This window comes from Cellulomonas sp. P4_H4, from assembly GCF_056400865.1.
In genome coordinates this window covers 89,929-102,289 of record NZ_JBFUKL010000007.1, presented here as the reverse complement: position 1 = coordinate 102,289, position 12,361 = coordinate 89,929, and the positions used below count along the sequence as shown (strand labels likewise).

10 protein-coding genes are annotated in these 12,361 nt (G+C 68.0%); 2 read left to right on the top strand and 8 right to left on the bottom strand.

Annotated features, from left to right (window positions below; translation table 11 throughout):
- Window positions 1–15: 15 nt before the first annotated feature.
- Entirely contained in the window at window positions 16–966 is a 951-nt protein-coding gene (locus AC1DPN_RS17750) for a D-alanine--D-alanine ligase family protein (protein ID WP_477086096.1), read from the top strand.
- A 60-nt stretch (window positions 967–1,026) separates the two neighbouring features.
- Here AC1DPN_RS17750 and AC1DPN_RS17745 read toward each other — a convergent pair whose 3' ends face one another.
- From AC1DPN_RS17745 to rpmH, 8 genes are all read right to left on the bottom strand, one after another.
- The gene (locus AC1DPN_RS17745) at window positions 1,027–2,271 is read right to left on the bottom strand and encodes a ParB/RepB/Spo0J family partition protein (RefSeq protein ID WP_477086095.1); all 1,245 of its coding nucleotides are present in this window, start codon (window positions 2,269–2,271) and stop codon (window positions 1,027–1,029) included.
- On the bottom strand, window positions 2,268–3,248 hold the full coding sequence (locus tag AC1DPN_RS17740) for a ParA family protein (protein ID WP_477086177.1): 981 nt from the start codon (window positions 3,246–3,248) through the stop codon (window positions 2,268–2,270). Before AC1DPN_RS17740 ends, AC1DPN_RS17745 begins: the two co-directional genes overlap by 4 nt.
- 931 nt (window positions 3,249–4,179) lie before the next feature.
- Window positions 4,180–4,857, bottom strand: coding sequence for a 16S rRNA (guanine(527)-N(7))-methyltransferase RsmG (rsmG, locus tag AC1DPN_RS17735; RefSeq protein ID WP_477086094.1), 678 nt, complete (start codon window positions 4,855–4,857; stop codon window positions 4,180–4,182).
- Between the two features lie 2,722 nt (window positions 4,858–7,579).
- Window positions 7,580–8,092 carry a Jag family protein gene (locus AC1DPN_RS17730; RefSeq protein ID WP_477086093.1) on the bottom strand — a complete coding sequence of 171 codons (513 nt, stop codon included), beginning with the start codon at window positions 8,090–8,092 and terminating at the stop codon, window positions 7,580–7,582.
- A 22-nt stretch (window positions 8,093–8,114) separates the two neighbouring features.
- Window positions 8,115–9,164, bottom strand: a complete 1,050-nt coding sequence (yidC, locus tag AC1DPN_RS17725) for a membrane protein insertase YidC (protein ID WP_477086092.1) — start codon at window positions 9,162–9,164, stop codon at window positions 8,115–8,117.
- Between the two features lie 25 nt (window positions 9,165–9,189).
- Window positions 9,190–9,486 carry a membrane protein insertion efficiency factor YidD gene (gene yidD, locus AC1DPN_RS17720; RefSeq protein ID WP_477086091.1) on the bottom strand — a complete coding sequence of 99 codons (297 nt, stop codon included), beginning with the start codon at window positions 9,484–9,486 and terminating at the stop codon, window positions 9,190–9,192.
- Window positions 9,487–9,493: 7 nt separating this feature from the next.
- Entirely contained in the window at window positions 9,494–9,859 is a 366-nt protein-coding gene (rnpA, locus tag AC1DPN_RS17715) for a ribonuclease P protein component (protein WP_477086090.1), read from the bottom strand.
- An 11-nt stretch (window positions 9,860–9,870) separates the two neighbouring features.
- Window positions 9,871–10,008 carry a 50S ribosomal protein L34 gene (gene rpmH / locus AC1DPN_RS17710; RefSeq protein WP_034620737.1) on the bottom strand — a complete coding sequence of 46 codons (138 nt, stop codon included), beginning with the start codon at window positions 10,006–10,008 and terminating at the stop codon, window positions 9,871–9,873.
- A gap of 583 nt (window positions 10,009–10,591) precedes the next feature.
- On the opposite strand from rpmH, the gene dnaA reads away from it, so the two are divergent.
- On the top strand, window positions 10,592–12,169 hold the full coding sequence (gene dnaA, locus AC1DPN_RS17705; RefSeq protein WP_477086089.1) for a chromosomal replication initiator protein DnaA: 1,578 nt from the start codon (window positions 10,592–10,594) through the stop codon (window positions 12,167–12,169).
- Window positions 12,170–12,361: the final 192 nt, after the last annotated feature.

The window sequence follows — 12,361 nt, the reverse complement described above, 5'->3', positions numbered from 1 at the left end:
CGGAGCCGATCCCTCGTGACCACCAGTCCGTCCCCCCGCGTCGTCGTGCTCGCCGGGGGCCTGTCCCACGAGCGGGACGTCTCGTTGCGGTCGGGACGCAGGGTCGCCGACGCACTGCGCTCCGTCGGGGTCGAGGTCAGCGTGCACGATGTGGACTCGGACCTGGTCCCCGCGCTCACGCAGCTCAAGCCGGACCTCGTCTGGCCGTTGCTGCACGGCACGAGCGGCGAGGACGGCTCGGTGCGTGACGTCGTCCAGATGCTCGGCCTGCGTCTGCTCGGTGCGGGTCCGCGGGAGAGCCGGGTCGCGTGGAGCAAGCCCATCGCCAAGACCGTCGTCGCGCGCGCCGGTCTCGCGACACCGGACTTCGTCACCCTGCCCCAGTCGTTGTTCCGTGAGCTCGGCGCACAGCAGGTGCTCGGTGTCATCGTCGACCGGCTCGGCCTCCCGCTCGTCGTGAAGCCGTCACGCGGCGGCTCGGCACTCGGCGTCACGCTCGTCACTCGTGCCGACGAGCTCCCGCAGGCGATGGTCGACTGCTTCGCCTACAGCGACACCGCCCTCGTCGAGAAGGCCATCATCGGCACGGAGGTCGCCGTGAGCGTCGTCGATCTCGGCAACGGCCCGTTCGCACTGCCGCCGGTCGAGATCGTCACCGACGGTCCGTACGACTACGACGCCCGCTACAACCCTGGCCGTACCGAGTACTTCGCGCCCGCGCGGCTGACCGAGGACGTCTCGCGGTCCGTGATCGGCACCGCGCTGGCGGCGCACCGCGCGCTCGGGCTCGACGGGATCTCCCGGACCGACCTGATCATCGACGAGGCCGGTACCAACTGGTTCCTCGAGGTCAACGTCGCACCCGGCATGACCGAGACGTCGCTGCTGCCTCAGGCCGCCGAGGCCGCAGGTCTGTCGCTCGGCGCTCTGTATCGGTCCATGGTGGACGCAGCTCTAGCGCGCTGAACAGCAGAAACGCGCGATCTGTACGAAATCGCGCGTTTCTGAAGTACAAGATTGCCGAGGTCAGCCCTTGAGGAGGCCCGGGTCCTCCGGAGCGAGGCTCGCGAGAATGCGGTTGAGGTCCTGGACCGACGCGAACTCGACCGTGAGGCGCCCGCGGGACTTGCCCAGGCTGACCTTGACGCGGGTCTCGAACCGGTCCGACAACCGGGCCGCGAGGTTGTCGAGCGCCTCGTTGCGATGCCCAGCGAGGGGCGCGGCACGACGGGCCGCCGGCTCGGCGTCTCCTCCGAGGGACACGATCTCCTCGACCGCACGGACCGAGAGACCTTCCGCGACGATCCGCTGCGCGAGCCGCTCCTGCGCCGCCGCGTCCGGCAGCCCGAGCAGAGCGCGTGCGTGCCCTGCCGACAGCACGCCGGCCGCCACCCGCCGCTGGACCAGAGGAGGGAGCCTCAGCAGGCGCAAGGTGTTCGAGATCTGGGGCCGCGATCGCGAGATGCGGGTCGCCAGCTCCTCGTGCGTGCAGCCGAAGTCGTCCAGAAGCTGCTGGTAGGCGGCCGCCTCCTCGAGCGGGTTGAGCTGCGAGCGGTGCAGGTTCTCCAGGAGCGCGTCGCGCAGAAGGTCCGCGTCATCGGTGTCCCGGATGATCGCCGGCACGGTCGCCAGACCTGCGAGCTGCGTGGCACGCCACCGCCGCTCGCCCATGATGAGCTCGTAGCCATCGCGCACGTCGCGCACCACGATGGGCTGCAGGACACCGATCTCCCGGATCGACCCGACCAGCTCGTCCAGCGCGTCCTCGTCGAACACCGTGCGCGGCTGGCGCGGGTTCGGGCGGATCGACAGCACGGGCAGCTCGGCGAACCGCGCGCCGGGGACCGGCAGGAGGCCCGAGCCGTCGTCGATGCTCTCGTTCGGCGTCGGAACTCCGTTCGTCACCGACCCGCCGCCGGGGCTCGTCGGTGGGCTCTGCACGAGCGTCGCCACGCTGGAGCTCCCCTCGGCGGCCAGCGTCACGGTCGACGGCGACTCGACGACGGTCGTCGACGTCGCGCCTACCAGTGCCTCGTCGGACGGACGCGTCTCCAGACCGTTCACCGTCGCGTCGACGACCTGGACGGACTCGGGCGCTTCGGTCGCCATCGCCGCCGCCTGCGCCGCGGCCTCGGTGGCGGCCGCCTCACGCTTCGGGTCCGGGAAGAACACGTCGACCGGGCGCTCGGCACCCGTCGGCCGCTGGCCGTCCAGACCGGTCGGGATGAGGGCCCCGAGGCCCCGGCCCAGACCGCGTCGCTTCTCGCTCACTGTTCCTCCTGGTGCGCGGCCATTGCCGCTGACTGCTCATGGATAGTCTGGTCGGCCGGCGGCTCGCTGCGGGTGTCCCGCGCCGGAGCCGTGGAATTCGTCGCCTTGTCGGCCGGTGCCGCGCCACGCTCAGCGACCTCGCGTGCCGCCTCGAGGTACGCGAGCGCGCCTGAGGATCCGGGGTCGTACGTGATCACGGTCTGCCCGTAGCTAGGCGCCTCGGAGATGCGCACCGACCGCGGCACCGTCGTGCGCAGCGTGAGGTCCGGGAAGTGCGTCCGCACCTCGTTGGCCACCTGCTGCGCCAGGTTCGTGCGTGCGTCGTACATCGTCAGGAGGATCGTCGACACGTGCAGGTTCGGGTTCAGGTGCGCCTGGATGAGCTCGATCGTCTTGAGGAGCTGGCTGAGTCCTTCGAGTGCGTAGTACTCGCACTGGATCGGGATCAGGACCTCGCGCGCGACGACGAACGCGTTGACCGTCAGCAGCCCCAGGCTCGGAGGGCAGTCGACGAACACGTAGTCGATCGGCTCCCGCCCGGTCTCGATCCGCCACGTGAGGTAGGTGTCGAGGGCGTTCCGGAGACGCGTCTCCCGCGCGACCATGGAGACGAGCTCGATCTCCGCACCCGAGAGGTCGATCGTGGCAGGCAGGCAGAACAGGTTCGGGATGTCGGGGCTCTCCTGCACCGCCTCGGACATCGGCGCGCCGTCGACCAACACCTCGTAGATCGACGGAGTTCCCGAGCGGTGCTCGATCCCGATGGCGGTCGAGGCGTTGCCCTGCGGGTCGTTGTCGAGCACGAGCACGTTGAGCCCGGCCTGCGCCAGTGCGGCAGCAAGGTTGACGGTGGTAGTGGTCTTGCCGACGCCGCCTTTCTGGTTCGCCACGGTGATCACTCGCGTGCTCGGTGGTCTCGGGAACCGCCGGCCACGCAGCTCGATGCGCCGGCGAGCGTCCTGCTGCAGCTGCGCCATCAGCGGGGTGTCGTCCGACGCCTCCGGCAGGGACTCCACCAGGGCGGCCCGCCTGCGGTCGTCCGGGTCGAGTTCATCGTTCGAGTCGGTGATCACCGGGGCGCCGCCATCCTGTCCGTCGTGCGTTGCCGATCGGTCATCCCATGACTCGGTGGGGTGGGTTGCTGGGAGTGGTTCGTGGGTCTGCGTGCCGCTGACCTGCGTCGATACTCCGTTGGCCGCGTGAGGAGGTCCCGATGCCAGCCCGGTCGACGCGACGCCCGACGTGGCTCCGGCTACCGCCGCAGCCACTGACTCAGGAGCTGGCCGTGTTCCACCAGTCGGTGTGGCGGTCGTGGGCGTTGCGCCCGGCGCTGCCGAGACCCGTGCTTCCGTGACCGGCACTTCCGTGAGCGGCACTTCCGTGACCGGTACTGGCGTCGCCGGTGCTGGCGTCGCGACCTCCGCCCACGTTCGGCTCTCGACGGGTGTCGCGATGCCCGTCTGCGCGGCGGCGACCGGTGCGCGGTCAACGCCATCGGCCGTTGCCGCCTGGCCCGCAGTGACGGCCTGCTGCGCGCGGTCCGCCTGGCCCTGGTTCGCGAGCGTCATCGAGCGAACCTGACTGGCCCATGCACCCGCCGGGGTGGAAGACGAAGCGGGACCAGTCGGGGCCGCCGGGTAGCTGCTGCTGACGCCGGGTGTCACGACGACCGGAGGGGATGTCCACTCCTGCTCGGCCGCAGTGGCGACCACTTCGGCCGGACCTGATGCACGCCCGTCGTCGTTGCCGGCCTGGCTCGCGCTTCCAGCGGTGGGGAAGGGCGTGCTCGGTGGCGTCACGGTGGCGGGTCCCCCACCGAACTGCGGCGTGGGCCGCCCAACGGTGTGGCTCGGCGCGTCAGGGGTCTGCACCTCCGGTGCGTCGACCTCGTCTGCACGACTCTTCTTCCTACCGAACACCAGGCACAGCCTCCCGTACGACCCGGACTACCCTCGTCACGTCGACTCCCTCGATCGTCGGTGCTTCCAGCACCACGGCCTTGCTGGCTCCGAGCTTTCGACCGACGTGTCTGGCCTCCTCGACCTCCGCCTCCGCCTTGCCGCCCTTGAGTGCGACGAGCGTCCCGCCGGCCCGGAGCAGTGGAAGTGCCCACCGATAGAGCTTGTCCAGCGATGCGACGGCACGGACAGTGACGGCATCGCCGACCAGGTCACCCTGAACGTCCTGCGCGCGGCCACGCCGAACCACGACGTTGTCCAGGTGCAGGGTCTCAGCGACCTCCGACAGCCAGTCGGTGCGCCGCTCCATCGGTTCGAGCAGGACGACCTCCGCGTCCGGAACCATCGCCGCCACGACGATTCCCGGCAGACCCGCGCCGCTGCCGAGGTCAATGATCCGGCCCGATGTCGGCAGGAAGGGCACGACCGCTGCAGAGTTCAGGAGGTGGCGCTCCCAGAGACGTGGGAGCTCGCGCGGCCCGACGAGGCCTCGTAGCTCGCCCTCACTCACCAGCAGGTCATGGAAGCCAAGGACTGCGGGCCACGAGGAGCCGAAGTACGACGGCAACCGAGGATCGTCGATCAGAGGGTCGGCTCCGTCGACATTCGTCGACTGAGCTTCCGTCACGGCTGATCTCCTCGTTTCACGTGAAACAGCCCCGGAGGGCCGTCAGCGAAGGGCATTCAGTAACTACGTCGCGGCGAACGAGCCATCCTCGAGCGCGGGGCCTACGGTATCGCGCGCAGCCGCGCCGCCCCGCCATCCACACACCCCCCGACACACCCCGATGGACCCTCATCCGCCGTAGCCACCGGTCAGGGACTCGCCCGCATCGCCGGGCGAACGTGGTGCACACGCTCGACCAGTTCACCTCGAAGTCGGTCCACTGGACCTCGGACGGTCGCCACGCACAGGCTGCGCCGATCGGCGTACGTGGTCTGGTGAACGCGTCCAACCGCCGAACTCGTGCCACTGACCGTACGGCCAGACGTGCGCCACCGTCTCCGACGGGCGACGGTCGGGCTCTCCTCACCCGGGGGCCGCTGGTCTGTTGTGTCGGGTGGCTTCTGTCGGCGCAGACTCGTCCCGCCAAGCATGCGCCAGCGGCGCCCTCATGTTTCACGTGAAACAGAGACACTAGGCGTGCGATGCCGCGTTGCCGTCGTGCCGTCGTGCCGTCGTGCCGTCGTGCCGTCGTGCCGTCGTGCCGTCGCGCCGTCGTGCCGTCGCGCCGTCGTGCCGTCGTGCCGTGAGCCGCCGTGCCGTTGTGCCCTGAGCCGTTGTGCTGTTCGCCGTCGTGCCGTCTGCCGTCGTGCCGCTGTGCCGTGAGCCCTCGTGCCGTTGTGACATGAGCTGTTGTGCCGTCCAGCGACGTAGTCCGCTCACGCAGACACGAGGAACCCGGACTTCGCGCAAACCTCCGGAACCTGGACTTTGGGAGTCCAGCCCAGAAGGGACGGCGGCTGACCAGGGACCAACGGTACGGCTCGCCCGTCGAACGCGATCGCAGCCGCCCGACGCTGGCCGACGCTGGCCTCGCCCGAGGTCTGCCGTCTGGCGAGCACTCCCCTTACTGGAAGCTCTCGAGCGAAAGCTCACGAGGGCTCGCTGAGCTGAGTCGTCGGTGTGGACCTCCAGGCTCAGGCCACGCCGGAGCATCCGCTCGCTTCTCAGACAGGGTTCATGGGTGGCGGCTCCATCGACAAACTGAGTGTGGCGTTCCGCTGTACTTCATCGGTGATCAGCGGTGGGCGCCCGTAGCCCAAGCCTGCGGAGGCCCGATTTTCTCTGCGGAGCTGCTCTTCCTATCGCAATTCAGGACGTGTTCGAACCCACACTGCCTCCCGGCGAGCACGTGGCAGCTCGAGACCAGCCTCACGCGCGCGCCGATTCAAACGCGTTCACGACGCTCCTCAAGACGACGCGCTCCGGCCGGGTTCATGTTTCACGTGAAACCGTCACGGAACCTGAAGCAGCGAGGGCCTCGAGTCGTCATCCAACCGCGGCCACCCACAACAGAGACCACCGGCCGCAGTGCCTCCTCATCCGACGTCGTCGATCCCGTGGCCCATCGCCTGGAGCGCCACAGGGTCGGTGACCCGTGATCCTGGTGACCCTCGACTGGGGCGACCGACCTGCGGCGGCGGCCAGGTGCATAAGGCGAGCGCCGCACGAGAGCCTGGCAACCGCGACCGTCGACACCCCGACCGCCAGTGCCGGCACGTCTGCCCGACCCGACAGGAGTCTCGGTGATCTCCGCCTCGGAGGCCGACCCATCGACCCCAGGATCCTCGGATGGTCTATCCCAGAGGGGCCGATCGAACCGAACCCACCGGAGTCGCGTGTGGTCTCCCTTCGGAGCCCGACCAACCGACGCCACTTGATCCTCCGGATCGTCTACCTGGGAGACCGATCGACCGACCACCGGAGTCTCGTGTGGTGGTCTCCCGTCGGAGTCCGACCAACCGACGCCACCATCCTGGATGGTCTACCCCTGGGAGGCGGATCAACTCTTCAAGGTGGACGTGAGTTCTTCCGACGACACCCGACCCATCGGTGGGCTACGGCGACACGGCGACGTGAGTCCAAGGCAACGAGCCTCTGTGCCCGGGTGGACACCCGGTGGATCGTCCGACTCCCCTCAGGAGGGACCGGTGGACACCGGCCAGCGGATGTTTCACGTGAAACACGTCAGTAGGGTTCCGCATCGCGCTCGAAACCGCGGGGCTGTGCTCCGACGTCCTCAATCAAGTCTCGCGTTCTCCGCGGTTCGACCTTCACCCGAGGCGGCTCAGATTGGGTCTGCCAGGAGCCGTCGGTGCGCCACTCTCATCGAGCAGTCGTAGGCCTTCCCTACTGGCTCCGGCCAGGCTCAGCCGGCCCCAAGGGTGGCGCGGTGTGCTCCCAGAAGCACGGCCTCGTGTACCTGGCGGTTCGTAGTCCACTCGACCGTTTCACGTGAAACAGCCGGCGCCACCACTGACGCCGTGTTGGCGACCGCGCGCAGGCTCCAGGCTTGCGCCGGTCGGCCAATTGCCGACCCGATCGCTTCCGGGGTCCCGCGCCTGTTTCACGTGAAACAAGTCGCCCCCGGGTTCCGTGAATCCGCCGCCGCGTCGCCTCCCTGGTCGGCGTGGCCAGAGCGCGGGAGCCTTCCGTTATGTGTCGGACTGCAGGCTGAGACTCGAGCCACCGACCAGACCGACCGGTCGACAGTCGCGGCGCGGTGCCCCGGTCCACCGGTACGACCACCCGGCGGCGCAGCAGCGCTCGTTCGTTTCACGTGAAACAACGACTGAGGGGCGGGCCCGTAGGCCCGCCCCTCAGCACATCCGTCTCGCAACTCCGCTCAGGCGGGCCGAATGACGACGTGACGGTCGGGCTCGACACCCTCCGAGTCGCTGGACAGACCAGCGGCCGCGACGGTGTCGTGAACGACCTTGCGCTCGAACGGGTTCATCGCGCCGAGCGCGACCGCAGTACCCGACGACTGAACGGTGGCGATCGCGTCTGTCGCAACCGCAACGAGCTCCGCCCGTCGAGCCGACCGATAGCCGGCGACGTCGAGCATGAGGCGGCTCCGCTCACCGGTCTTGGCCTGCACAGCCAGACGGGTCAGCTCCTGGAGAGCGTCGAGCACCTCCCCGTCGGGACCAGCCAGGCGGCTGAGCGACTTGTCTGCGGGGTCCTCGGACACGATCTCTACCGCGGCGCGGCCGTGGTCGACGTCGATGTCGATGTCACCGTCGAGGTCTGCGATGTCCAGCAGCTCCTCGAGGTAGTCGGCAGCAATCTCACCCTCTTCTTCGAGGCGCTTGGTGCTCGCGGTCTCGACGGGGGCCTCAGGCTCAGTTGAAGTCATGAAGTCGTACTCCGATCAACGTCTACTTCTTGGGCTTGGTGGGCGGCTTGGCGGGCGCTGCGTCCGATGGACCGGGATCGTCTTCGATCCCTGCCGTGCTCGGGCTGACGTCGCCGGGCTTGGGGAGAGGCTTGGCACGGTCCTTGCGCTTGGGCTGCTGGCGCTGCCCGGTACGCGGCTTGTCCTCGATCTGCGGGGTAGGGGCTTCCTCGATGAGGCCCTTGGCCGCCTTCTTCTTGGCCTTGCGCTCCTTCATCGCGATCTCGGCCTGAGAGCCGGGCGCCGGCATCCGGCGGATCGAGTAGAACTGCTGGCCCATGGACCAGAGGTTCGTCGTGGTCCAGTAGATGAGGACACCGATCGGGAAGTTCACGCCGGAGAAGGCGAAGATCAGCGGAAGGACGTAGAGCAGGATCTTCTGCTGCTGCGCCATCGGTCCCTGAAGCGCGGCGGGAGGCATGTTCTTCATCGTCAGCTGACGCTGTGTGAGGAACGTGGTGGCCGACATCGCGATGATCAGGACGACCGACACGATCTGGATGTGGATGTTGCCGTCGGCCTTCATGAACGTGCCAGACAGCGGAGCACCGAAGATCGTCGCGTCGTCGAACGACGTGGCAAGGGACTTCGTCATCGGGCCGATCGGGTCCATCTCGCCCGAGGCGACCTGCGGCAGCGAGTTCAGCACACGGAAGAGCGCGAAGAAGATGGGGGACTGCAGCAGGATCGGCAGGCACGAGGCGAACGGGTTGGTGCCGTGCTTGCGGTACAGCTCCATCGTCTCGCGGCTCATCGCCTCACGAGACGCCGGGTCCGACTTTCCCTTGTACTTCTTCTGGATCGCCTGCATCTCGGGAGCGAGCAGCTGCATCCCGCGTGATGCCTTGATCTGACGGAAGAAGAGCGGGATCAGCGCGATCCGGATCACGATCACCAGGCCGACGATGGAGAGCGACCAGGCCGCGCCGCCGTCCGGGTCCAGCCCGAGCACCTCGAAGAGCGCGTGGAACTGCACCATGATGAAGCTGACGACCACCATGATCGGCATCAGCAGACCGTCGAACCAGTCCATTCGGAAGTGCTCCTCAGTTCGTAAGTCAGTGTGCGGACGTGGCCGCGTCGAGATGACGGTGGGACGAGTGCGCAGGTGGAACGTCGTCGACGCCGCCCGGGTTCCACGGGTTGCAACGCAGGACGCGCCACACCGCCAGGTAGGTGCCGCGCAGCGCACCGTGGCGCTGTACCGCGATCACCGCGTACTGCGAGCAGGACGGATAGAACCGGCAGGTCTGCGGAGTCATCGGTGAGATCACCAGCTGGTAGCCACGGATCGCCAGGAGCAGGATCCGCGCCGGGATCCGCGCGATGGCGTGCAGCACCGAGTGAACAGTCATGGGATGACTAAGCACCGACTCGTCGGGATGAACGGCGAGCAGCCGTGGCAAGCGCGGCGTCGAGATCATTCCCGAGCTGCACATAGCTGCTGGTCGCGGCCGGCGGCAGAGCGCGGACGACGACGCCTGCATCCGACGGGAAGACACCGAGGCGATCACGCACCAGGGCCCGCAGGCGCCGCTTCACCAGATTGCGTGTCACGGCAGTTCCGACGGCCTTGGACACGACAAGACCGACCACCGGCCCCGAGGGGGAGTGATCGGTCCTAGTCGTCAGATGCACCACGAGGGTGTCCCGTCCGCCACGCGCGCCTCGGCGCACCGCCTGCTCGAAGTCGGCAGCTCGGCGCATCCGGTGCGCAGCGGGCAACACCGACGCTGATGTCAGGCCGAGAGCTCCGCGCGGCCCTTGCGGCGACGACCCGCGAGGATCGCGCGGCCCGCGCGGGTGCGCATGCGCAGACGGAAGCCATGGGTCTTGGCGCGACGCCGGTTGTTCGGCTGGAAGGTGCGCTTGGTCACGAGAGTCTCCAACTACATCGGGTGGGCCTCGCATGTACCGCGCGACCAGGTTCGGGCTGCCGAGATCGAATGCTCCACGAACACGCAGAGCGTGCGGCGTCTGGGCGCGCCAGCAGGAGGCCATCGATAAGGCTGCAATACCGTACTTCCCGCCGTCATGGCCGGTCAAATGCGCGCGAGTCGCGAACCCAGCCTCTCATGCCCGGGACTCGGCCGACGAGTCGGAGCCCGAGCGGCCTGAGCGCGAGCCAGAGCAGACTCAGGCAGCTCCGCTGGTCACGTGAAGCCCCCCAGAACGGTCGAATCGGACGTCACCCAGTCGATACCTGCCACAGCCCGAGGTCGGCCACTACGCTCGTACCTCGTCGCGAGAAGCAGAGGCCTGTGGACCGAGCGCACTCCGTTGGGCTGGGGACGGGTTCCTGCACTGACGCGGACGACACCGGATCTTCCCCGTCCTCATCGTCGGAGACGACGGTGCAGGCCGACCAGATCAGCCACTCACAGGTGTGGACAAGTGTGTGGACAACGCTCGGTCATGCGAGACTCGACCACCCACGCGAACGAACAGCCGAGGTAGCACGTGTCACAGGACGAAGAGCTCGCACGGGTCTGGGGCCACGTCGTGTCGACCCTCGAGCAGAGCCCGGACATCACTCCGCGCCAGATCGCCTTCGTCCGCCTGGCCCGCCCGCTCGGCCTGCTGGACGGCACCCTGCTCCTCGCGGTCGGCAACGACCTGACGAAGGACTACCTCGAGTCACGGGTGCGCGGCGAGGTCACGGACGCGCTGAGCACCGCCCTCGACCGCGAGGCACGGTTCGCGATCACCGTCGACCCCGAGCTGGCCGAGGACGCGCCGCCCGCGCTGCGAGTCGTGGGTACGGAGCAGCGGTACGACGACCAGCGGTCGGACCAGCGCGCCAACGAGACGCGGAGCGAGCCGCGAGCCGACTACGACGGTGGGTACGAGAACGACGAGCGCCGTGACTCTCGCGCCGATCTGTCGCTCGTGCCGAACGACGGCGACGCTCCTGCGCCCGTCCGCCGCGACCAGCAGCGCAACGAGCGCCCGTTCCCTGGCCGCAACGACGACCGGCAGTCGAACCGCAAGCAGCCTGCCGAGCCGGCGCGCCTGAACCCGAAGTACCTGTTCGAAACCTTCGTCATCGGGAGCTCGAACAGGTTCGCGCACGCCGCTGCCGTCGCGGTGGCCGAGGCACCCGCCAAGGCCTACAACCCGCTCTTCATCTACGGCGACTCAGGCCTGGGCAAGACGCACCTGCTGCACGCGATCGGCCACTACGCACAGAACCTCTACCCGAGCGTCCGCGTGCGCTACGTGAACTCCGAGGAGTTCACCAACGACTTCATCAACTCGATCTCCGAGGGCAAGGCCGGAGCGTTCCAGCGCCGCTACCGCGAGGTCGACGTGCTCCTGATCGACGACATCCAGTTCCTGCAGGGCAAGGAACAGACGATGGAGGAGTTCTTCCACACCTTCAACACGCTGCACAACGCGAACAAGCAGGTCGTGATCACGTCCGACCTGCCGCCCAAGCAGCTGAACGGCTTCGAGGACCGGATGAGGTCTCGCTTCGAGTGGGGCCTCATCACCGATGTCCAGCCCCCCGACCTCGAGACGAGGATCGCGATCCTTCGAAAGAAGGCCGGCAGCGAGCGGCTCCAGGCACCGCCGGACGTCCTGGAGTACATCGCCTCCAAGATCTCGACCAACATCCGTGAGCTCGAGGGTGCGCTCATCCGCGTGACCGCCTTCGCGAACCTCAACCGGCAGCAGGTCGACCTGTCGCTCGCCGAGATCGTCCTCAAGGACCTCATCACCGACGACCAGACGACAGAGATCACCGCGACACAGGTCATCGGCCAGACGGCCGCGTACTTCGGTCTGAGCATCGACGACCTGTGCGGCTCGAGCCGCTCACGAGTCCTCGTCACCGCGCGCCAGATCGCCATGTACCTGTGCCGCGAGCTGACGGACCTGTCCCTGCCGAAGATCGGTCAGGCATTCGGTGGCCGCGATCACACGACCGTGATGCACGCGAACCGCAAGATCCGCGAGCTCATGGCTGAGCGTCGCTCGATCTACAACCAGGTCACCGAGCTGACCAACAGGATCAAGCAGCAGAACCGCGGCTGAACGGGGCACCACGGACGGCGACCGTGCTGCCCGACCTGACCCGTCTTGACCACCCTGTTCCCCATAGTTATCCACAGCCATCCACAGGAACCTGGGGATGCTTGTGACGGGATTCACCTGATCGGCCTACTTCAGGTGCTTCGGACTCCGAATGACTCGCTGACCTGCACCGATGGTGCAGATCGGTCCATT